Below are 20,297 nucleotides of genomic sequence, written 5' to 3' on the forward strand. Positions count from 1 at the left end.
TAAAGAAGAAAAGATTTCTGTTAAATTAGAGAAATTGTACGAATTGGTTCTTTTCGTTAACAAGAATCTGTTTTGGTGTAACTGGGCTATCAGAAAAGGTGAAAGAGATGATGATGATTTCATCGCCTTTTTTTACAAGATGTGCTGCCGCTCCGTTTACACAGATCTCACCTGAGCCTCTTTCGCCTTTAATAACGTAAGTTTCTAGCCTTGCACCCGACGTATTTGATACAATAAGAACTTTTTGGCCTGGCCATAGATCTACTAGCTCGAGAAGCTCTTCATCAATTGTTATTGACCCGATGTAACCAAGATCAGCTTGGGTAACGTAGGCCTTATGAATTTTTGATTGTAATACTTCTCTCATAGTGGGCCAATTTATAATATATTTGGCCCATTTTCAAAGAAAAAAGAGGGAAAATACCAAATTTTCCCTATTAAATTTCAATTATTTAAGGCTTCCTGGAATTCCCAAGAAGTAAAGGATTGAGGTCATAGGCCCATGAGACATGTGGTTCTGAGCAGCTTTTTTGACAATGTCTTTAGCGTGGAAAGCAATTCCAAGTCCTGCTTGTGAAAGCATTGGAAGATCATTCGCACCATCACCGATTGCCACTACTTGCTCTAGTGAGATATTTTCCTGTTGAGCAATTAGGCTTACTAGAATTGCTTTTTGATCAGCATTAACTATTGTTCCTAAAACATTTCCAGTTAGTTTTCCATCAATAATTTCCAGTTCATTTGCAAAAGCGTAATCAAGTTTTAATTTCTCTTTTAAGGCATTTGCAAAGTATGTAAATCCTCCTGAGATGATGGCGACTTTGTAACCAAGCTTTTTAATTGTTTGAACAAATTCTTCAACACCTGGAGTTAGTGGAAGTTTTTCGAGAATGTCGTGCATGACTTTTGCATCAAGTCCTTTAAGCATTGAAACTCGTTTTGTCAGCGACTGATTAAAGTCTAACTCACCATTCATCGCTTGCTCTGTAATTTCTGAGATCTCATCACCAACTCCGTGGGCCTTTGCAAGTTCATCAATTACTTCGGCTTGAATGAGGGTAGAGTCCATATCAAATACGATGAGTCTCTTAGACCTTCTAAAAACATTATCTTTTAAAAATGCGATATCAATCTTATGGGTATTAGAAACTCCAATAAGTTCTTCTTTTAATTTCTTATGATCTGTACTTACTGGAACAATCGTCAGAATCTCTAGTGAAGTAAATTCAGTGGGAGACACTTTATCAATTCGAAGAATATTCACGTTAAATTTTGCCAGAGTTGACGAAATATCGCGTATAAAGTGCGGAGTGATATTTACCGGAGCAACACAGTTAAGGATAAATTTCTCTTCATCCTTAGCTACAGTATCAAGCAGGGACTCGACAACTTTATAATCAAGTGTCATTCCCATTTTATATGACTCGAAAAGAAGCTCTTTAATAACATGATCGCTACTTGCACAGTTTTCATCTATTTTTAAAACAAAGCTTAGTGATAGAAGTCCATGTGTAACAGACTGACCAATGTCGAGAACAGGAGTATTATTCTCACTGACGATCTTCATTAGTCGTGCAGTAATACCAGGATGGTCAGGCCCTGAGATTTTGATTAAAAGATTTTTTCCTTCGAAGTTATCTTTTGAAGTTATTGTCATTGTATTCCTAATGCGCTGAATTTTTCTTTTGAGCGCGCGCTGTTTTGATCTTCTGCAATAATCCTCCGGTATAAAGAATCGCCGAATAGACTGAGAAGAAGAATGATAAATAGATAAAAATAGTCCCTAAAAGTGGAAATGAAATTCCATAAGGTTTATCCCAGGCCATGAGCATCGGGATTGCTATCATTTGAAAGGTCGTTTTCCATTTTCCGAGACTGCTCACAGGTACTTTTATCCCACGCTCCATTGCAAGAAGCCTTAGGGCCGTCATGTACATTTCTCTAAGAACTAAAACAACCACTACGAGCACAGGAATGCGGCTAAGATTGTTTAAGAGAATTAGTGAAGAGACAACCAAGAATTTGTCGGCAATTGGATCGAGGAAAGAGCCAAATACGGTAACTATTTTTCTCTTTCGCGCAATATAGCCATCAAAGAAATCTGTGATTGAGGCCGCTACAAATGTCCATGCAGCGACGTAGCCTAGGGTCTTTTTCAGTTCCTCAGACCATGACAGTTCGAAAGTTGTTACATAGAGAGAGCCAATAATGACTGGAATCAAAAACATTCTCAAAATTGTAAGACGATTTGGAAGGTTATCGATTTCCCACTCATCTACGGGAGCATTTTTGTCAAGATTATCAATGTTAATTTGATTTGTTTGATTTTCCATTACTGCCTCAGGGTAGCACCATTGTATGCCCTCGTCCATTTAATGAGAACCATTTTCCTAATATATTCGCTTACTTTTTTGAGTTAAGCTATAAGAAGTTTTAGTTTTTAACAGAAAGGATTTTTTTAATGGAGAGACATCTTAATCTTATCAAAACTGGTCATCAAGAAATTGAAAAGCGTATTTTTCCACGTTTTCCATTCAGCTACCTAGTTTTTAGAGCAAATAGTAACGCAAAAAGTTATCAGGTTAAAGATATCTCTTATAATGGGATGAGCATTGCTCTTAAAGATGGAGAGTCTACTTTTTCCGAAGGAGATAGCATTTCTGGTGAAATTCACTGGCACGGTGTTAAAGTTGAAGTCTCAATGCTTGTGAGAAGAGTATCTGCTGATTCAATTGGTGTGGAGTTTACTGGTGGGCGTTCTACAGAAATTGCTATGAAGGATTTTCTTTCAATTTCTAATATTGCAAAAAGTATGAAACCGATTCATGAATACAAAGATCAAATGGAAATACCATCAAATCTATCTTTCTGGCTTCGTTGTGATGGGCCTTTCGAATTATTTATCTGGAAGCATGCTGATGGTGAAGTGAGTAAAATTCAAATTATTATGATGGCCAACTTCATTGAGTGGAACGATGGTAAAGGCTTAAGCAGTGGAAAAATTCTATCGGTGAGAAATACTGATACGCCACTGACGAATGAGGAAGAGTTTGAATTTCTGATTGATGATAAGTTAGATGAAGAAAAACTAGATTTTGCGAAGGAAATCATCAGAGAAATTAATCATGATTTACTCTCAAAAGAAGTGTATGACTTCATATGCTTAAAACTTAGTGTTTCTTAAATACGGTGCGTCGAAAGGCGCACTATCTTTTTCGCTTTGTCCTTTTAATTTCAAAAAAATATCCCTATAATTTAGCAAAATTAATTAAAAAAAGGATCATAGAATGAACAGAAACCTTGCTCTTGAATTTGTACGTGTTACAGAAATGGCCGCTATTGCTAGTGCGCGATTAATGGGAAGAGGTGATGAGAAGGCTGCAGACCAGGCAGCCGTGGATGCCATGAGAACAATGCTTGATTCTGTTGATTGTCATGCAACGGTTGTTATCGGAGAAGGTGAAAGAGATGAAGCGCCAATGCTATATATTGGAGAGAAAGTTGGTGCTGGTAATGGACCAGAACTTGAAATCGCTCTTGACCCACTAGAGGGAACAACAGTTTGTGCTACTGGTGGATATAATTCTATTTCAGTTATGGCCATCGCTGAAAAGGGATGCTTACTTCATGCTCCTGATACATATATGGAAAAAATCGCTGTTGGTCCGGAAGGAAAAGGCGTGATTGATATTAATGAATCTCCAGCTGAAAACTTAAAGAGACTTGCAGAAGCAAAAAAATGTCGCGTTCAAGATTTAACAGCTGTTGTTCTCGATAGACCAAGACACGAAAAACTAATCTCTGATATTAGAAATGCTGGAGCTCGTATTCAGCTTATTGGAGATGGGGACGTTTCAGCAGCTATCGCTTGTGCGGAACCTGAAAGTGGTATTGATATCCTTTTTGGTATCGGTGGAGCTCCTGAAGGTGTAATCGCTGCTGCAGCACTTCGTTGTGTTGGAGGTGATTTCCAAGGACGTTTAAAACCACGCAATGAAGAAGAAGTTAAGAGAGCACATGCAATGGGTGTGACAGATATTAACAAAGTATTCCAAATTGAAGAGCTTGCTTCAGGGCATGTCATGTTCTGTGCAACTGGTGTGACATCGGGGAGCTTTTTAAAAGGTGTACAATTTAAGTCATGGGGAGCAATTACTCATTCAATCGTAATGAGAAGTCAGTCTGGAACAATCAGAAAGATTACAGCTGAGCACCACTTTGATACAAAGCCGAGGTACTAAGGATGGCAAAGGCACAAAGAACAGAAGTTTTTGAAATTGATATTCAAAAATTCTACAATGTAATAATTGATTATAAGAGCTACCCAGATTTCGTTTTAGGCGTTAATTCTATCGAAGTTCTTGAACAAGATGATAATGGTGCAAGAGTAAAGTATTCAATCGATATGATTAAAAAGCTTACTTATATTCTAAATCTAAAGCACAAAGCACCTAATAGTGTTTCATGGACATTTGAGTCGGGTGATCTCTTTAAGATCAACCAAGGTGGTTGGGAACTTAAAGATCTTGGTAATGGGAAAACTGAAGTTACTTATTCAATCGAACTCGATATCAAAGGATTTATTCCAGGATCGGGAATGATTGTAAATAAACTGACTGAAACTTCACTGCCATCAATGATGAAATCTTATTTTGAGAGAGCGAAATCTTTATGAGTGATCCAAAGAAAGAATCAGGTCTAAGTGATGTCATAAAGAAAGTTGTTTCGATTGGCGTTGGAGCAGCTTTCATGACTGAGGAATCAGTCAAGAGCATTCTGGCGGATCTGCCTCTTCCTAAAGATATCGTGACAGGACTCGTGCAAAACGCGAAGGGTGTTAAGGAAGATTTCGTAAAACAAGTAAGAGAAGAGCTTTCTGAGCACATGTCTAAAGTGGACGTAAAAAGAGTACTTGAAGAAGTTCTCTCACAATACGATGTTGAAGTAAAAGCAAACTTCAGCTTCAAAAAGAAAGAAGATGGATCGCAAACTACTGATTCAAAAAAATCTTAAAAAAATAGAACAAGATATAGCGACTTATAAGCAAGTTGATAATGTCACATTAGTCGCCGTCACGAAGTACGGCGATTACAGTGATGTCGAGCGACTCTACGAGCTTGGCCATCGTGACTTCGGTGAGAATCGCGTTGAGGCCCTTGAAGAAAAGCAAGAATTTGTTAAAAGACTCGGTCACTCTGATCTTCGTTGGCACTTTATCGGAAATCTTCAAAGTAATAAGATTGAGCGCCTGATGAGTATTGAAAACCTTGTGGCCATTCATTCGATTTCTAAGTTCGATCATTTGACAAAGATTTCAAAACATCAAAAACACCCACTCGATATTTTTATTCAAGTTAACACTTCCCATGAAGATGAAAAGAGTGGCCTTGAAAACTTTGAAGAACTTCAAGAATTTTACGAAAGATTTCTAGAGTCTCATTTCCAAGGTTTAATTCTCAAGGGTTTGATGACAATGGGAAGAATTAGAACTGAAGATGTGGCCTTAAGTGCTAAGGAGTGTTTCAGTAAATTATCTGAGATGAAAATGAAACTAGATGAAGGCCTATCTCTCTCGATGGGAATGAGTTCAGACTATATTTATGCCCTTGAAAATGGTGCAAACTATCTGCGAATTGGCTCTACACTGTTTAAATCTATCTAATTTTGATATGATATCCATCTCTTTAATCTGCCTTTCTATGTTAACTTATTGATTTCTAAGAGTTTTGTTATGTATTAGCTCAACTTTATATTTATTATGAGTTTGACTTAAATTCTATTCTCAATTAAATATATTCAAACAATAAAACAACCTTTGGAGAGTAAGATGAACCAAACATTGAGAGAAGTACCAAGCTTGAGCTTGATGAGCTATATCAACGGTACAACTAATGACCAAATTAAATTCGTAGATAATTTAATGTTTGGTCTCAAAGAGTATGGTTTTATCATTCTTAATGATCATACTGTTGATCAAGCGAAAGTTGATGAAGCATATGAAATGGTTAAAACATTCTTCAAACTTCCTGTTGCTGAAAAATTAAAATATGCTGGTGTTGAAGGTGGACAACGTGGCTACACTCCATTTGGAATGGAGCATGCTAAAAATAATCCATATCCAGACTTAAAAGAATTCTGGCATGTTGGTAGAGATCTCGCAGCAACTTCTGCATACAAAGGTATATACCCAGAAAATGTTTGGCCATCAGAGGTTCCGAATTTTAAAGCGGCCTTTCAGTCTCTTTACCAATCAATGGACATCACTGCAAATACGCTTCTTGAAGCGATCGGGAAGGGGCTTGATGTTCCAGCTGGCTTCTTTGAAGACATGATTAATGATGGTAATTCAATCCTTAGAACTATTCATTACCCACCAACAAAGGGTCATGACACTGAAACTTCAATTAGAGCTGCAGCTCACGAAGATATTAACCTTATCACAATGCTTGTAGGTGCTACTTCTTCAGGTCTTCAACTTCTTGATAGAGATGGAACTTGGTTAGACGTTGATTCAAAGCCAGGTCAACTTGTTGTTGATAGTGGTGATATGATGGCAAGGCTGACAAATAATGTTCTTCCTGCAACAACTCACAGAGTAATCAATCCAGATAACGATGGAAGCGAGAGATTCTCAATGCCATACTTTGTTCATCCACATTCGAATGCAAGCCTTGCTTGTCTTCCATCTTGTATCGGAGAAGGGAAGAAATTTGAAGATATCACTGCAGGCGAGTTTCTAACTCAGAGACTTAGAGAAATCGGACTACTAAAATAATTCAGAAATCGTCAAAGAAGAATACACAACAAACAACACAACTACTTCAAGGGGCCAAAATTGGCTCCTTGTTGTTTTTATAAACTGGTCCCGTTAAATGGGGATAAGTTCTTTGTTTTTCCCTGCCATTTTGATTACTTAAGACCTCGGATTGCTTACTGCCGTGAAAGTAAACGCATAAGATAATGAAGTTGTTAAGGAGTTGAGAACGTTGTCCCCATTTAAGTAAGGCAGTTTAAAAAATAAAAAGGCACTCTTTCGAGTGCCTTCATTATTTCTTTTGTATTTAGAAATCTTAGTTAGCCGATGGCTTGTACCAACAAAGTGGTCTTACACCGTCAGTCATACCGTCAACTCTGTTGCAGAAACCGATTTTAGCATCTGTTTGAGAAGCGTCTACTTCGTGGTCAACTGTACAGATCGCTCCAGAGAAGTAAGTATCTAAGCGACACTGTGGCGCAGGGTGATTGTCATCAGTTGTAGTAACAACTCTTGAGTCTGGAGTATCAAACTTAAGTGGAGTTTGAAGGTTTCTTAGAGCGTGGAAAAGGTTTGCTAAAGACATACCGGCCATTGCTCCTCTTTGACACATTGCAATTTCATTTTCAGTTGTAAAAACAGAACATTTCTTTTCTACAGTAGTAGGAATTTCCATTTTTGATACGATAGTCGCGTTGTCATCAAGTTCCATGAATCTTCTTAAACATTTAGAAGTTCCAAAGTAATCAGCTTGACCTTCGTTTGATGCCCATGAAGATGACCAAAAGCTCTTCTTTTTTGGTGCTCCACCAATGTGGTGACCAATTTCGTGACAAATAACTGTAGCAAAACCATCTCTTGTGATTGTCTCGTGACGAGCTAAACCACCAAACATTGCTACTTTCCAGTTTCTTCCACTTTGACTTGCATAAGCGTTAACTGTTCCATCAGTCCAATTTCTTTCAACAGATAGAGTCGCGTTAAATTCTTGAGCAATAATTGGCTTGTAGATACTTTCTACCTTGTCAATAATGTCATTGAATTCTTCTTCTGTTAATCCACCATTACTTTTTTGTCCAACTGGGATGTATAGATCATTCTTTTCTACAATTCCTGTTACACCGTGTTCATCACAAGCGTTCGTAAACGTTGCCATCATCACTAATACTAGTGCTAGAAGTCCCTTTCTCATCTTCAATCCTCCTTGAGATTATAAGCAACTTTAAAAAGTTATATCTAATTAAAATTTTTAAAACACGTTTTGTCTAATTGTTATGTTAAAGTTAAGAAAATGTTAGAAATTGGTTAAAAATAGTGGAGTGTTTTAATATGGTAAAGCTTGTTTTTTATATCCCTAAAAATGAAGAAAAGCCTGTGCTGGACGCTATCTTCGCTGCTGGAGCAGGTCAAATTGGAAACTATATTAACTGTTGCTTCAAGACCGAAGGATTTGGCCAATTTATGGCAAAGGTTGGCGCCAACCCAAAAATTGGTAAAATTAATGAGCTTGAAACAGTTGTTGAGTATCGAATTGAGACAATCTGTCCCAAGAGTAAGCTTGATGACGTTCTCGTGGCCTTAAGGAAGACACATCCCTATGAAGAACCGGCCATTGATGTTTTTGAACTTTATAATAAGATCTAAGAATGAAAGTGATTCTTATCTTTTTAGTTATATATTCTCTTTCTTATGCTCAAGATGACAGTTTCGAGCAGTATAGAAAAATTCGTCAAGAGATGTTTGAGAAACTTTTGAAAGATGATAACGATAAGTTTGACAATACTGCCTTAGAGATTTTAAAAAAACTTCAAAATAGTGGGATGCAAATCCCAGAGAATGTCTTCTCTTATCATAAATTAGATTTCTCTTGGGAAGATAATAAGCTACTTATTTTTCCAGTGAATGAGAATGACAAAATTGAAATGAATATAAAGAACGGTGTGGTAGCGATAAATGGATTGTCTTCTAAGTCACGAAAGAAAATAAAACAATCCATCCCTATAATTCAAAAATACTTAAATTACAAAAACACTAAAGCTGATTTTAAAGACGAGAAACTCATCATTACTTTTATAAATTAAGCCGCGATATTTTTATTTTTAATTTCTTGAATAATGTCTGTTAGTTTTGAAACAAATTTCTTGGCGTTAAATGGTTTTGCTAGTACATGTTTGATTTTAAAGTCTGATGCTACTTGAACATTTTGATGATTGAATCCACCTGATATAAGAAGAATCTCGGGATTGTTTCCCGACTTCTCACGAATATATTTAATAACACTCAGACCATCAACCTTTGGCATGTTGATATCAACAACAACAAGATCAAAATCAAGCTTATCGATTTTCTTGCATGCATCTGATCCATCTGAAGCCTGAACAATATTTTTAAATAAAGTAGATTCTGCAAGAATCATGTGTAAAGAATCGATAATTATTTTTTCATCATCTACAATTAAAACGTTCATCTGTGTTCTTCTCCGATTTACTAAACTTATTTTAATTATCGGATGCCTTTTAAAAAAATGAATTTAAAAAAAGTTAAGATTTGTTCACTTTTCATTTAAGCGGCCAGCGATAAACTTCATTATGTCACTAATTGCTATCATTCCGGTAGGTTTGCCTTCGAGATTGACAATAGGTAAGTTCCTAAAGTTTCCGTTACTCATCATTTGTAGTGCAATAACCATGGATTCGTTGCCGCCAATCGTTTGTGGATTTCGTGTCATAAACTTCTCAACTGGCTGATCGAGGTACTCTGGCTTATCTATTATGTAGTTTAATACATCACGCTCGGTAAAGATTCCACAAAGATTCATAGAGGAATCAACCACGAGGCAACAGCCTGTTCGATTATCTCTCATGATATCAATGGCCTTCTTGACGGGATCTGTTTGGATCACATACTTAGCTTTTTGAGATGAGATTTCATCAATTGTATATTCCAGCACTTCAAATAATTCTGTCATGAGTGACTCCTAAGTTTCCTGGTGTATTTAGGCTTGAGTTTAGTTACCTATATTCTAGACCCAATGGAGCCTAAGAGTTAGTGTGAGTGTTAAGATCTCTTTTTAAAATCTTGAATTCAGCTACTTGAGGATGTGTAGAGTACAGTAGAAACAGTTATTTAGGATGGATAAAATATACTTTATTGACAACTATATTAGTCAGCTAAAGGTATTGGGCATTATAGCCGATATATTTAGTAGGTTTAAGGAGTTATCAATGAATAGAAAATCAATTCTCTTACTCTGCTTCTTTTCGCTTAGTAGTTTTGCTCTCGAACAGACATACTTCAATGGAAAAATCATGCCAACGGGCACGAGAGAGCTATCGATTATTGTTACAGATACTGGGTACTATCCAAAGAAGCCGATTGCCTTTGTAGGTGAGAAAGTGAAGATCTTTGTCACTAGTACGACAAAGATGCCATCGTGTTTAATTTTAAAAAATAAAGAAGTGTATCTCGAAGCTAAGAAAGGTGAACTAGCTGAAGGTGAGGTATTTCTAGATAAGGTTGGGGATATTGAGATTTATTGCCCGACGACCAAGCATCGTTCAACACTTGTCGTACTTGAGCACCCAAAAGATAAAGAAGATAGAATCCAGCGGCAGATTGCGTCTGAAAAGTTAAAAGGTCTCAAGATTTGGCGTCCAAAGGACGATTAGTAGAGGGTGTTAGTTAACTTTTATTTTTATTAGGATTAATGAATTATGTCTTCAGTATTTAACGATGCCATTGCCAGTTTGCTTTCTCCAATCGGTGATCTTCTTGCAGATGAGGGTGTCTCTGAAGTTATGATAAATGGACCGCACGAAATTTTCGTTGAAAAAAAAGGTCTCGTATATAAAGTTCCAAATCAATTTAATGACGAAGGACATTTATTATCAGCAATGAGAGCGATTGCTCAATCTGTTCATCGTACCATTGATGATGACAATCCACGTCTGGATGCACGTTTACCGGATGGTTCACGTATTCACGTTGTTTTGCCACCAATGGCAAAGAATGGAACAACGGTTGCGATTAGAAAATTTTCAAAAGAAAAGCTGACGTTGAAAGATATGATTGCCTTTGGTTCTCTCTCTGATATTGGTGCGCGCTTCTTAGATATTTGTGTGTTTCTAGGAAAGAATATTCTTGTCTCTGGTGGGACAGGCTCTGGAAAGACAACGATGCTAAATGTTTTAGGAAGTCGAATGCCTAAGACTCAACGTCTTATCATAATCGAAGATGCGGCCGAGCTTCAGGTGAAGGCCGATCACGTTGTGAACTTTGAAACTCGTAAGGCCGACCCTTTAAAAGGTGTTGATGAAGTTACGATTAGAGAGCTTGTTATATCTGCCATGAGATTAAGACCAGATAGAATTATCGTTGGAGAGGTTCGTGGTGATGAAGCACTTGATTTAGTGCAAGTAATGAATACAGGTCATGATGGCTCGATGGGAACGGTTCACGCGAACACTCCGCTTGACGCTTGTACTCGTCTTGAAACCCTTTGCTTAATGGGGGATACCAAAATTCCTCCAGACGCGATTCGAAAAATGGTCGGAAGTGCTTTGCAGATTATTGTTCAGTGTAATCGTTACCACGATGGTGGACGCCGAACTTCTGCAATTTCTGAGGTTTTAGGTGTTGATGAAAAAGGTCAATACATCGTGCGAGATATTTTCAAGTGGGTACAAAAAGGTAAGGACCCTGAAACTGGAAAATATATAGGTGAGATGGTTCCTTGTAACTATGTCCCAACTTTCTTCGAAGATATTGTCGTAAATAAGCTCCCATTTCCTAAAAACAATTTTCTTGCACCAGATTGGGCCAAAGAATTTGTTAAGAAGAAGGCCGCTTAGTTAGGCCTACTGTCATCCTCCAATACATCCCTGTAATTTTTTCACTGAAGGTCTAAACAGGCCTTCAAAAATGTCATAATGTCTCTTAACGGAGACTTATTATGAAGAAAATTTACTTAGCAGCAATGCTATCTGTGATGCTTGCTCATGGTGCTGAGGCATCAATTCTTGAGCAATTGAAGCCAGCTCATCTTAAAGAGAGAATCAAAGAAGAATTCGCTGATCTTGACGTCAGTCTTAGCCTGAAGCTTGCAGATATTGATATTGCTGAAGGTGTAGGTATTTCTTCTAAGTATAAGTATGAAGTTGAACAGTCCGACATCGCTGGTTTGCATGCTAGGATTGATAAGTGGAATATCAAAGTTGATTTGCGACCAGGTGATATTCTAAAAGATGTTATCGATTTTCCAATTTTTTTAAATATTAATAAAGGTGCTGAAGTTCATTTTGTAAGACAGTACGAAAAGAAATCAGAGGCCTTAAAGGCGATTCCATATACTCTTGCTAAGCTTCCTGTTACCGCTGATCATGCCCTCAAGCTTCATCCTGGAGACTTTGTTTCCATTCCTACTGCAATGTCGATTATTACTGGTGTGCAGGCCTCTGGACTAACTAACTATATTCATGCTGATGCCAAGGCCTATGGTGTATTTAGTGGAGAGTTTCTTGTTCATGTCTTTAGAATGAAGGATTCGAAAGTTCGTTTAAAAGTTATCGCGCAACGCTCTCAAAACTATGGTGCAAATACAGCAGTTAAATTTGATTATAAACTTTTTGGAATTGGTGTTCTTGATAAGCAGGTCGAAAGAGTCTTCGACTTTAAACTCGCTGATATTGGCCTTACTACAGGTGATGGGAATCAGCTTATTATTGATTACGTATTTGATCTTTCTAATGAACAGGCGAAGAAGGCCTATAATAATATTCTTGGGTCATCATTCAAGTTTAGAGATGTGGAAATTTTTAGAGAGTTTTTGAATGAAAGAGGCCTTGAGGACCGATTATTTGCTACTTATGAATTAGCAGACCAGCTTGCTACTCAAGACCTTGAAGGCACCGATAAAAAGCGTGTTGAGAGAATATTTAAAGGCTTCAATGATTACGATAAAGATACAAAAAAGTTCAAAATTAGTCTTCTCCTTGCTAAATATGACAAGAATTGGACTGAGCTAGAAAATCATATTTCATTTGATAATGATGAAGGAGAGAGAACTTCATATTACTACCCAACGTTTACTTATAGGAAAGAACAGAAAATTGGCGTAGGGATACTTTCATCGAAAGAAAAAACAGTTCAAACTTGGTTTGGTCTAGTTCCAACAAAGAATGCAGATGATTGGGGAGATTTCTCTGATTTTGGAATTACCTTTGATAGAAAAGATCAATTCTTTAGATACGATGAGCAAGTGCGTTTTCACCAATACCTATCAGATATCCTACCACCGGTTCTTTTTGAAAAAGTTGATCTGGGGGCGTGGGATAAGCTTGATGATAAGAAAGGTGCCAATACGCATGTTCAGGTTGTCATTAAACGTGAAGGATTTGAGCAACTAAAGCGTTACTCACAAAAAGAAATTACACAAAATCTTTATGACTATTATAAAAATCGTAAAATGGTTAACCTTACTTTTGTAGATGGATTCTTTAAGAAGTTATGGAAGCGTTTAACGTTGATTAAAAAAGATGAAAGATCTGATATTAAAGAAATTGGTGCAAAGATTTATCAATTTGTTAATGATGAAAAATTAAGTGGTAAAGAACGTTTACAATTAATTTTTGATCTTAGAGAGAGGTCTGTATTTAAAAAAGTTGGACTTGCATTTATGATCTCATTACTTGATGCAGAATCAATTGAACAAAATGTCTATGTGAATATCGGACTTGGTGCAAAAGATATGGAAAAGTTTGAATTTTCGTTTGGCCATCAATTCAATGCAGGCCTGTATAAGCAATTGCACTACGTAAATAGAGTATTAAATGATCGCTCATACGACCTGAGGCTTACAAATGAGCAAATAAGTTTTAAAGAAGAATCAAAGGTCGATTAAATATCGACCTCAATTCCTTCCTCTGAAATTTCAACTGTAAAAAATAGTTTTTGAAGCTCTTCGGTCTTATCAAGGATATCTTGCATATCCTCAACTTCAAGCTCGGGATCGAGCTCCATATCGTTTGAAAAGCATCTAATAATCTGAATTCCCATCTTAAAATCAGACTTTTCTTTGAATTCGTTAATTGGAAAGATGATTTTATAACCACCAGTAAATTTATCAATATCTACATCTATTTTCATATAGTTATGATTTCACAATTTCAAAATTTTGGGAAGATAGAAAATTAAGTACGTAGATTCCTGGCTTACGAGTTTTCAAATTGTCTACTTTTTTGACACCCCTTGAATCATTTTCAAACTGACCTAAGTTTCTGTAAAAATCCAGTAAGATAACTTTAATCAAATTAATTTTACGAGGGATTTCGTGATTAAGAATCTATTGCTTACAACAGCTATTTTATTTTCTGCACAGGCATTTGCATCATCGCAAATCAAGGCAAAGTATGAGGTGAAATCTTACTTTGATCTAAAAAAGTACAACTCTTCATTTGTTGAACTCGGTGATACGCGCGCTGTAAAAGGAAGTCTTGATATTAATCTTATTCACAGCGATAAGAAGAGTGAAAGGTATCAGGTGAAAATTGGATCATCTGATTTGAGACAACCAGAGCTTTTAAAAATAAAAAATGGAAGTTTCACAGTAGGAAGCAAGAGATCAAATATTACCTATAAGAACAAATATTCATCAGCTGAGGCGTACGCTCTTTTAGAAAGTTCATTGAAGCGAGATGTCTTTGAATTGATTAAATCACTTGATAAGAATGTAACGTTAAAAAATACAAAGATAAATGTGACCGATTTAAGTTTCTCGTGTACTGATGTCAATGTTCGAAACAAAGAGTGTGTGGCAACAGGTGTTGTTGTCGTTGTTGCAAAAAAGGGAGCTGTTGACAATATTAGCCTCTTGAAGAATCACTTGAATGACCTAAAGGTTGAGATGGTTAAGTCAAAAGAAGACTATGATATTCAAGGCTATCGTGAGTTTCTGGATAAGTGTGAAAAACTGGTGAAAGATGTTCTCGATGGTAATAATGGTAATAAGAAACTTCATTCTCTTGTCGAGATAAGAAGAAAAATTATCAACGAACGAGTCGATTCATACGAGTACACTGCAATTCGTTCTGCTTCGATCGCGAAGTTTGTCGATGAAATCCTGGCAATTATCTAGATCTATAGGAGCTCAATTTCTTTCTCTTTAATTACTTTTAAAATTTGAATAATATAATTAAAGAGATCATTGTATTGGGCCTTAATAAGCACATTATATACTGGTTGAAGATTTGTTTCCTTACTATCTTTGTAGTTGAAGGCCTTGAACATAACCTGGCCATTTACAACTTTAAGCTCGAGATCAACGTTGTAGGCGATTATTCTAATTGCTTCTGGCGTGAAGAATATTTTGTATTGCAAGATAGTGTCAATGCCATCAATTTTAGCAATTGCTCTTTTCAAAACCTCTGTGGAAACCCTTGTCCATTCAATGACTTTTTCTTCGCCTGGGTTTGCTTCTGGAGTTAGAGTTTCAAGTTTTGTGATAAATTTTGTAATGAGATGATCAATGACATATGCTTTTTTCTTTTCAAGCTTTTCTACCATGTCTCGGCCCTGAAATCTTTGATCACTATATTTCTTTACTATCAGTTTACGGCTAAGGGTAAAATCAACTTTCTTATCAGTTGTTTTATAGTCACAGCCGTAGTCAATCCCGTCATCTGAAAAAGTATACTTGCAAGCAAATGATCCGTAGAGTGGTTCTTCGTTCACACTAACTGCTAGCTTGGTGATATCTTTTGGAGCTAGAGTGAATTTATTCTTTAAGCGTTTTTTTGAATATAGTTTCGAATAAAAAAAAGATATCATATGGCAATTCCTTAAAGTTTTGATATTGTTTATCATAATTAATTGATGAGAATTGGTCTATGGTGAAAATCGGTATTTTTGATTCTGGAATCGGTGGTCTTAGCATCTTGCGTGAGATTGCTAAGTTGCGTCTTGGAATAGAGATGTTCTATTTTGCAGATTCTCTCAATAATCCGTATGGGCAAAAGGATGACTCCTTTGTTATCGCGCGTTGCGAGTTTATTGTGGAAACTCTTGAAGCCAAAGGGGCTAATCTTATTGTTGTCGCCTGTAATACAGCTACCGCAATAGCTATTGATCACCTCAGGGAGAAATATCCTCATTTGGTTTTCGTTGGAGTTGAGCCTTATATCAATGTAATCAATCAACGCCCTGAGCTAAAGACGCGACGAGGAGTGGTACTTGCCACGCCTCTAACAGGGAACTCAAAAAGATTTAAGGCACTGAAAGAAAGACTTGATCCAAATAATTTACTCGATGTATTTACTCCCATTCATTTGGCCAAATTAATTGAAGATAATTTCTTCAATAAAAGTCATGCATTCGAATTTGACGTCAAGAAAGAACTTTTAGGTCTATCAAACGACTATGATTACCTAATTCTTGGTTGTACGCATTATCCTCTTATTAAACCGCAGCTACTTTCTTTTCTTAAGGGAGAGATGATCTCACCATGTCCGATGGTTGCAATGCGTGTAAAGAACCTTCTACTTGGAAAGTTTGGGATGACCGAAGGTGATGCCTCTGCTACAAATTTTGCTTTCTATCAGAGTGGTGTGTCATCTGATTTTAAAACTTTAAATATTGATGAAGTCTTTATATAATTTTTGAAAATTTAATCTACAAAGGAAATATCATGAGTAAAATTACAAGTATCAAAGCAAGACAAATTCTTGACTCTCGTGGAAATCCAACTGTTGAAGTTGATGTGTTTACACAAGACGGTAATATGGGAAGAGCTGCTGTTCCTTCTGGAGCATCGACTGGTTCTAAAGAAGCGCTTGAACTTAGAGATGGTGATAAGTCATACTTTCTAGGAAAGTCTGTTCGTAAGGCCGTATCAAATATCAATGATAAAATTTCTTCTGTAGTTGTTGGAAGTGATAGCCATGACCTTGGTGGAATCGATAAGAAGATGCTTGAGCTTGATGGAACGGAAAATAAAGATAATCTAGGGGCCAATGCTCTTCTTGCTGTTTCAATGGCGACAGCACGCGCTGGTGCACTTGATGCGAAAAAAGATTTATACGATTATTTATATAACGATCTTAAAATTCCAAACGCAGTAGGGGACTTGAGACTACCTTGTCCACTAATGAATATTATCAATGGTGGAGAGCACGCTTCTAATAATCTTGATATTCAAGAATTTATGATCGTACCACATATCAAAGGGCCATTTTCTGAAAATCTAAGAGCAGGTGTAGAAGTTTTCCATCAGCTTAAGAAAGTTTTATCTGATGCGGGTCACTCAACTAACGTTGGTGATGAAGGTGGATTTGCTCCAAATCTTGGTTCTCACGAAGAAGCAATTGAGTGCATCTTAAAAGCTATCGAAGCTGCAGGTTATAGAGCAGGTGAGCAAATTAGTCTGTCTTTGGATGCTGCTGCAAGTGAGTTCTACAAGAATGGTCTATACAATATGCAAGGAAAGCAACTTTCTAGTGAAGAAATGATTGAATACTACTCAAATCTTTCGTCTAAATATCCGATATATTCAATTGAAGATGGACTTGATGAGGCAGACTTTGATGGTTGGCAAAAGCTGACTGCAAAGCTTGGTGATAAAGTTGTGCTAGTAGGGGATGATCTTTTTGTAACAAATAAGAAAATTCTTCAAACTGGTATTGAGCAAAAACAAGCGAATTCAATTCTTGTAAAAGTAAACCAAATTGGAACTTTAACAGAAACTTTTGAAACTCTTGATCTTGCTTTCAAGAATAACTTTAAAGCTATTATCTCGCATCGTTCAGGTGAGACAAGTGATTCATTCATCGCTGATCTTGCTGTTGCTTCTGGAAGTGGACACATTAAAACTGGTTCTGCTTCAAGAAGTGATCGTATGTCAAAATACAATCAACTACTAAGAATTGAAGAGGCCCTTGGTAGTAAAGCAAGATATGATCTTGTAAAATAGATTTTAATGAGGCCTCTTTTTAGAGGCCTTTTTTATGCCAGTAGACTTTGCTAAGAAATATTTTAATACATTATGGCCTATTGAGCTTTATAAGTTTACTGCATTCCTAACCTCATCTCTTTTATGGTGTGTTCTCTACTACAACGAAGCCAACTTTTTTGCACATGCACATTTTGTTTCTCTACTTGCTGTTGGAAATGGCATCGTATATTTTTCGACAAAAGAACTCTCTCATATTTTTAGAACAGGTTCGGACTTACCGGCTTACTTTCTTTTTCAATTCATTTGTTTTGTAGGAATGAGTTATGCTCACGCTCAGAGCGAGTATATCTATATGGCAATGATTCCTGCTATGATGTCGATGTATTTCATTACATTCGTTTCAACATCTAAAGAAACATTCGCGCAGAAAAAAAGCCTCTTCGTTTATACGGCAGTATTTTGCTCGATGATTCTGTTTGAAAGTTATAAAAAAGGTGAGTTCTTTAATAATGGCCAGTTAATTAGTTTTATGGCCTTTTCATTTTGGTCATTATCGACTGTCTTTTGGGGACTTGAGCAGTATTTAAAGGGAAGAAAAATTATTTTTTCAAAACTACTTTCAATTTCTAATGATGAAAATAAAATATCATCATCTCGCTATGATAGAATTTTCTTTCATGATGTGATTAATCACACACATTCGCTTTTGCTATTTTTGAGAACTAAAAAAGCTAATGGTATAGATCAAAATGAAGTTAATAATTTAATTGGTGAGTTAAAATTATTACAAGAAAATATCCAACATCACTTCGGTTTTAAGCATAAAGACCTTCTTTCTTCAAAAAAAGAAGTTCCATTTCAGATTGCTCTTGCAAGAGTTTATGGATTAATTGACGCTTTCTTTACTCATGGTGAGCAAGTTTATATTAGTCTTAAAGGTGAAATTTCTGAGCAAGAAAACTCAGATGCTTTAAGAAATTGCACCGTAAACATTATTATTTTTCATCGTATCATGACTAATATTATTAAGAACGTTTACGAGGCACAAAGTCAGCGTGTTGAATTCATTTTCGACTATAAACAGGATGGACTTCATACTACGGTCATAAATGAACCAAAAAAACTTAATCATGAAAAAATTAATCTTGATAAAGATCTTGGACGCGTAATACTTGACCTGGGGGCTCGACAAAGGAGCGGGCTGGGGCTGGATTCAATTAGTCGGATATGTGAAGAGGTCGGTGGAGACTTTACTTTTTCGTTTAACGACGGCCATTGGCATACATATTTCTTTCTGCCGCACGAAAATGCTGCTTCCAATAATACGGCAAAAAAGTCAGCTTAAGATTTAAATTTGTCATAAACTATTTTTTTAGTAATCTATCTATATAAGGAAAATTATATGGTTAGATTACTTTGTTTATTACTTTTTATTACACCGTTCACTTCTTCGGCATCCCCACGTACGGTTTATCCACTTAGTTCTTCAACGCTTAATCCTGGAGCTATGGGTGTAGAACTCTCGGCCCTCTACTCTCAGACTTTAAGCTATTTTGATGTTGATGGTAATGAAGTTGAGCTTGATGAAGATGATGATTATAAGCTAATGGATTATGATTTCTCTTTGACTTATGGGTATACTGCCCAAATTCAAATTGGAGTTAATGCAAAATTCCGACAAGTAACAAGTGTGAATTCTACAACTGAGAATTCAGCTTCTGGTCTGGAGTCTGTAGCTGCACTTTTTAAATATCAGTTTAAAAATAATAGTGATTATCACTTTGCAATTTCTGGAGAGTATCGCTATCGTCCATATGAGAATGAAGTCTACTCTAGTGCTTCCAATGTTCCTGCTGATGAAATTGTACTCGGTGATTCAGGGGCATCTTTTTTAGTTACGGCCCATCTTGATGCAGTTATTTCTAAATGGACAACAATCGAATCATCTTTAGGTTATCACATGCCCCCTAACGATCTATCTCCTGAGCTTCCTTACCGAATTTCCTTAATTAAGAATTTTAATACATGGGCTTTTTGGGGAGGAGTTAAAGGAATTTATTCTCTTGGTTCTGACGAATATGCTGATGCACCTTCGCTAAAGCCATTTAATGCAAATGGTGAAACAGCGAGATGGAATTCTATCAATAGAAGTTTTGCTATGCCTTTTGGTGGTGTACGTTTTCTTATGGGAAAGAAGTACCGACTATCATTTGAAGGTGGGCAGATTATGAGCGGTACATCTACAGATAAGACGATGGAAGGGCTCGTGTCTCTTTCATGGAATACTGGTGGTGTGAGTAAAGAAGAGCGTCTTGAGAATGCTTTCAAGGAATATACTTCAGAAGCAACTATCATCAAGGTTTCTCCACGTGGAAAATTCTTGAAAATTGATAAAGGACTAGTCCAGGACGTTGCAAAGGGCGCAGCTGTCGATATTTATAAGTCAGATTACTTCGGAGGGAATATTCTTATTGCCTCAGGGGTTGTTTATGAGAGTGGACCAAATTGGGCCATTGTCAGACTGACAAAAAGATATAAAGACATGCCAATTGAAAAAGGCTTAACTGTTAGGGTTAAATAGCCGAAATGTATTTAAATTTT

At 36.5% G+C, this 20,297-nt stretch carries 24 protein-coding genes; 16 read left to right on the forward strand and 8 right to left on the reverse strand.

The genetic code is table 11. The annotated features are described in order from the left end of the window. Window positions 1–25 precede the first annotated feature (25 nt). From panD to pgsA, 3 genes are all read right to left on the reverse strand, one after another. Window positions 26–367, reverse strand: a complete 342-nt coding sequence (gene panD, locus M900_RS11760) for an aspartate 1-decarboxylase (RefSeq protein ID WP_021275037.1) — start codon at window positions 365–367, stop codon at window positions 26–28. Between the two features lie 81 nt (window positions 368–448). Beyond that, window positions 449–1,657 (reverse strand): phosphoserine phosphatase SerB, encoded by a 1,209-nt coding sequence (gene serB / locus M900_RS17980; RefSeq protein ID WP_021275227.1) that lies wholly within the window; start codon window positions 1,655–1,657, stop codon window positions 449–451. A gap of 7 nt (window positions 1,658–1,664) precedes the next feature. Beyond that, window positions 1,665–2,333, reverse strand: coding sequence for a CDP-diacylglycerol--glycerol-3-phosphate 3-phosphatidyltransferase (gene pgsA, locus M900_RS11770; protein ID WP_052600815.1), 669 nt, complete (start codon window positions 2,331–2,333; stop codon window positions 1,665–1,667). Window positions 2,334–2,461: 128 nt separating this feature from the next. On the opposite strand from pgsA, the gene M900_RS11775 reads away from it, so the two are divergent. The 6 genes from M900_RS11775 (at window position 2,462) to M900_RS11800 (ending at window position 6,775) form a co-directional block, all read left to right on the forward strand. After that, complete coding sequence (locus M900_RS11775; protein ID WP_021275174.1) at window positions 2,462–3,184, forward strand: PilZ domain-containing protein; 723 nt, start codon at window positions 2,462–2,464, stop codon at window positions 3,182–3,184. 103 nt (window positions 3,185–3,287) lie between these two features. Beyond that, on the forward strand, window positions 3,288–4,241 hold the full coding sequence (glpX, locus tag M900_RS11780; RefSeq protein WP_021275079.1) for a class II fructose-bisphosphatase: 954 nt from the start codon (window positions 3,288–3,290) through the stop codon (window positions 4,239–4,241). Between the two features lie 2 nt (window positions 4,242–4,243). Continuing rightward, entirely contained in the window at window positions 4,244–4,675 is a 432-nt protein-coding gene (locus M900_RS11785; protein WP_021275115.1) for a type II toxin-antitoxin system RatA family toxin, read from the forward strand. Continuing rightward, entirely contained in the window at window positions 4,672–5,013 is a 342-nt protein-coding gene (locus tag M900_RS11790) for a hypothetical protein (RefSeq protein WP_021275233.1), read from the forward strand. Before M900_RS11785 ends, M900_RS11790 begins: the two co-directional genes overlap by 4 nt. Next, window positions 4,979–5,662, forward strand: coding sequence for a YggS family pyridoxal phosphate-dependent enzyme (locus M900_RS11795; RefSeq protein WP_021275075.1), 684 nt, complete (start codon window positions 4,979–4,981; stop codon window positions 5,660–5,662). The genes M900_RS11790 and M900_RS11795 overlap by 35 nt, the downstream gene beginning before the upstream one ends. Before the next feature lie 165 nt (window positions 5,663–5,827). Then, window positions 5,828–6,775, forward strand: a complete 948-nt coding sequence (locus M900_RS11800; protein WP_021275176.1) for an isopenicillin N synthase family oxygenase — start codon at window positions 5,828–5,830, stop codon at window positions 6,773–6,775. Between the two features lie 295 nt (window positions 6,776–7,070). Here M900_RS11800 and M900_RS11805 read toward each other — a convergent pair whose 3' ends face one another. Beyond that, window positions 7,071–7,946, reverse strand: coding sequence for a M48 family metalloprotease (locus M900_RS11805; protein ID WP_021275256.1), 876 nt, complete (start codon window positions 7,944–7,946; stop codon window positions 7,071–7,073). Between the two features lie 137 nt (window positions 7,947–8,083). Between M900_RS11805 and M900_RS11810 the strand changes: the two genes are divergently transcribed. Both M900_RS11810 and M900_RS11815 read left to right on the forward strand, forming a co-directional pair. Continuing rightward, the gene (locus M900_RS11810) at window positions 8,084–8,398 is read left to right on the forward strand and encodes a hypothetical protein (RefSeq protein ID WP_021275133.1); all 315 of its coding nucleotides are present in this window, start codon (window positions 8,084–8,086) and stop codon (window positions 8,396–8,398) included. 2 nt (window positions 8,399–8,400) lie between these two features. Next, the gene (locus M900_RS11815; RefSeq protein ID WP_021275052.1) at window positions 8,401–8,835 is read left to right on the forward strand and encodes a hypothetical protein; all 435 of its coding nucleotides are present in this window, start codon (window positions 8,401–8,403) and stop codon (window positions 8,833–8,835) included. Here the strand turns inward: M900_RS11815 and M900_RS11820 are convergent. Both M900_RS11820 and M900_RS11825 read right to left on the reverse strand, forming a co-directional pair. Beyond that, window positions 8,832–9,221 (reverse strand): response regulator, encoded by a 390-nt coding sequence (locus M900_RS11820; RefSeq protein WP_021275266.1) that lies wholly within the window; start codon window positions 9,219–9,221, stop codon window positions 8,832–8,834. The genes M900_RS11815 and M900_RS11820 overlap by 4 nt on opposite strands. Before the next feature lie 84 nt (window positions 9,222–9,305). Next, the gene (locus M900_RS11825) at window positions 9,306–9,722 is read right to left on the reverse strand and encodes a cyclic nucleotide-binding/CBS domain-containing protein (RefSeq protein ID WP_021275248.1); all 417 of its coding nucleotides are present in this window, start codon (window positions 9,720–9,722) and stop codon (window positions 9,306–9,308) included. A gap of 256 nt (window positions 9,723–9,978) precedes the next feature. Here M900_RS11825 and M900_RS11830 point away from each other — a divergent pair, with 256 nt between their 5' ends. The 3 genes from M900_RS11830 to M900_RS11840 all read left to right on the forward strand — a co-directional run bounded on the left by M900_RS11830 (window position 9,979) and on the right by M900_RS11840 (window position 13,652). Then, complete coding sequence (locus tag M900_RS11830; protein ID WP_021275192.1) at window positions 9,979–10,422, forward strand: hypothetical protein; 444 nt, start codon at window positions 9,979–9,981, stop codon at window positions 10,420–10,422. 45 nt (window positions 10,423–10,467) lie between these two features. After that, a complete protein-coding gene (locus M900_RS11835) occupies window positions 10,468–11,604 on the forward strand; it encodes a CpaF family protein (protein WP_021275147.1) in 1,137 nt (378 codons plus the stop codon). A gap of 101 nt (window positions 11,605–11,705) precedes the next feature. Continuing rightward, window positions 11,706–13,652, forward strand: coding sequence for a hypothetical protein (locus M900_RS11840; RefSeq protein WP_021275121.1), 1,947 nt, complete (start codon window positions 11,706–11,708; stop codon window positions 13,650–13,652). On the opposite strand, the gene M900_RS11845 is transcribed toward M900_RS11840, so the two are convergent. Then, window positions 13,649–13,897, reverse strand: a complete 249-nt coding sequence (locus M900_RS11845) for a hypothetical protein (protein WP_034732572.1) — start codon at window positions 13,895–13,897, stop codon at window positions 13,649–13,651. The genes M900_RS11840 and M900_RS11845 overlap by 4 nt on opposite strands. Before the next feature lie 184 nt (window positions 13,898–14,081). Here M900_RS11845 and M900_RS11850 point away from each other — a divergent pair, with 184 nt between their 5' ends. After that, complete coding sequence (locus M900_RS11850) at window positions 14,082–14,885, forward strand: hypothetical protein (RefSeq protein WP_034732574.1); 804 nt, start codon at window positions 14,082–14,084, stop codon at window positions 14,883–14,885. 2 nt (window positions 14,886–14,887) lie between these two features. On the opposite strand, the gene M900_RS11855 is transcribed toward M900_RS11850, so the two are convergent. Continuing rightward, a complete protein-coding gene (locus M900_RS11855; protein WP_021275224.1) occupies window positions 14,888–15,577 on the reverse strand; it encodes a hypothetical protein in 690 nt (229 codons plus the stop codon). Between the two features lie 59 nt (window positions 15,578–15,636). On the opposite strand from M900_RS11855, the gene murI reads away from it, so the two are divergent. Genes murI through M900_RS11875 form a run of 4 tightly spaced genes read left to right on the forward strand, consistent with a single transcriptional unit; the run spans window position 15,637 to window position 20,277 of the window. Continuing rightward, a complete protein-coding gene (gene murI / locus M900_RS11860; protein WP_021275107.1) occupies window positions 15,637–16,401 on the forward strand; it encodes a glutamate racemase in 765 nt (254 codons plus the stop codon). Between the two features lie 32 nt (window positions 16,402–16,433). After that, window positions 16,434–17,714, forward strand: coding sequence for a phosphopyruvate hydratase (gene eno, locus M900_RS11865; protein WP_021275232.1), 1,281 nt, complete (start codon window positions 16,434–16,436; stop codon window positions 17,712–17,714). A 34-nt stretch (window positions 17,715–17,748) separates the two neighbouring features. Continuing rightward, window positions 17,749–19,041: a GHKL domain-containing protein gene (locus tag M900_RS11870; protein WP_021275038.1), complete on the forward strand. Its 1,293-nt coding sequence runs from the start codon at window positions 17,749–17,751 to the stop codon at window positions 19,039–19,041. 57 nt (window positions 19,042–19,098) lie between these two features. Next, window positions 19,099–20,277: a hypothetical protein gene (locus M900_RS11875; RefSeq protein ID WP_034732576.1), complete on the forward strand. Its 1,179-nt coding sequence runs from the start codon at window positions 19,099–19,101 to the stop codon at window positions 20,275–20,277. The last annotated feature ends 20 nt before the right edge of the window (window positions 20,278–20,297 follow it).

This window comes from Bacteriovorax sp. Seq25_V (assembly GCF_000447795.1).
Classification (GTDB): Bacteria; Bdellovibrionota; Bacteriovoracia; order Bacteriovoracales; family Bacteriovoracaceae; genus Halobacteriovorax_A.

Coding starts and splice junctions, on each gene's coding strand:
- M900_RS11805 (WP_021275256.1), bottom strand. CDS start 7,946: ATGAGAAAGGGACTTCTAGCACTAGTATTAGTGATGATGGCAACGTTT.
- M900_RS11835 (WP_021275147.1), top strand. CDS start 10,468: ATGTCTTCAGTATTTAACGATGCCATTGCCAGTTTGCTTTCTCCAATC.
- M900_RS11795 (WP_021275075.1), top strand. CDS start 4,979: ATGGATCGCAAACTACTGATTCAAAAAAATCTTAAAAAAATAGAACAA.
- pgsA (WP_052600815.1), bottom strand. CDS start 2,333: ATGGAAAATCAAACAAATCAAATTAACATTGATAATCTTGACAAAAAT.
- M900_RS11815 (WP_021275052.1), top strand. CDS start 8,401: ATGAAAGTGATTCTTATCTTTTTAGTTATATATTCTCTTTCTTATGCT.
- M900_RS11775 (WP_021275174.1), top strand. CDS start 2,462: ATGGAGAGACATCTTAATCTTATCAAAACTGGTCATCAAGAAATTGAA.
- eno (WP_021275232.1), top strand. CDS start 16,434: ATGAGTAAAATTACAAGTATCAAAGCAAGACAAATTCTTGACTCTCGT.
- M900_RS11870 (WP_021275038.1), top strand. CDS start 17,749: ATGCCAGTAGACTTTGCTAAGAAATATTTTAATACATTATGGCCTATT.
- M900_RS11875 (WP_034732576.1), top strand. CDS start 19,099: ATGGTTAGATTACTTTGTTTATTACTTTTTATTACACCGTTCACTTCT.
- M900_RS11825 (WP_021275248.1), bottom strand. CDS start 9,722: ATGACAGAATTATTTGAAGTGCTGGAATATACAATTGATGAAATCTCA.
- M900_RS11800 (WP_021275176.1), top strand. CDS start 5,828: ATGAACCAAACATTGAGAGAAGTACCAAGCTTGAGCTTGATGAGCTAT.
- M900_RS11855 (WP_021275224.1), bottom strand. CDS start 15,577: ATGATATCTTTTTTTTATTCGAAACTATATTCAAAAAAACGCTTAAAG.
- M900_RS11810 (WP_021275133.1), top strand. CDS start 8,084: ATGGTAAAGCTTGTTTTTTATATCCCTAAAAATGAAGAAAAGCCTGTG.
- glpX (WP_021275079.1), top strand. CDS start 3,288: ATGAACAGAAACCTTGCTCTTGAATTTGTACGTGTTACAGAAATGGCC.
- M900_RS11790 (WP_021275233.1), top strand. CDS start 4,672: ATGAGTGATCCAAAGAAAGAATCAGGTCTAAGTGATGTCATAAAGAAA.
- murI (WP_021275107.1), top strand. CDS start 15,637: ATGGTGAAAATCGGTATTTTTGATTCTGGAATCGGTGGTCTTAGCATC.
- serB (WP_021275227.1), bottom strand. CDS start 1,657: ATGACAATAACTTCAAAAGATAACTTCGAAGGAAAAAATCTTTTAATC.
- M900_RS11830 (WP_021275192.1), top strand. CDS start 9,979: ATGAATAGAAAATCAATTCTCTTACTCTGCTTCTTTTCGCTTAGTAGT.
- M900_RS11785 (WP_021275115.1), top strand. CDS start 4,244: ATGGCAAAGGCACAAAGAACAGAAGTTTTTGAAATTGATATTCAAAAA.
- panD (WP_021275037.1), bottom strand. CDS start 367: ATGAGAGAAGTATTACAATCAAAAATTCATAAGGCCTACGTTACCCAA.
- M900_RS11820 (WP_021275266.1), bottom strand. CDS start 9,221: ATGAACGTTTTAATTGTAGATGATGAAAAAATAATTATCGATTCTTTA.
- M900_RS11845 (WP_034732572.1), bottom strand. CDS start 13,897: ATGAAAATAGATGTAGATATTGATAAATTTACTGGTGGTTATAAAATC.
- M900_RS11840 (WP_021275121.1), top strand. CDS start 11,706: ATGAAGAAAATTTACTTAGCAGCAATGCTATCTGTGATGCTTGCTCAT.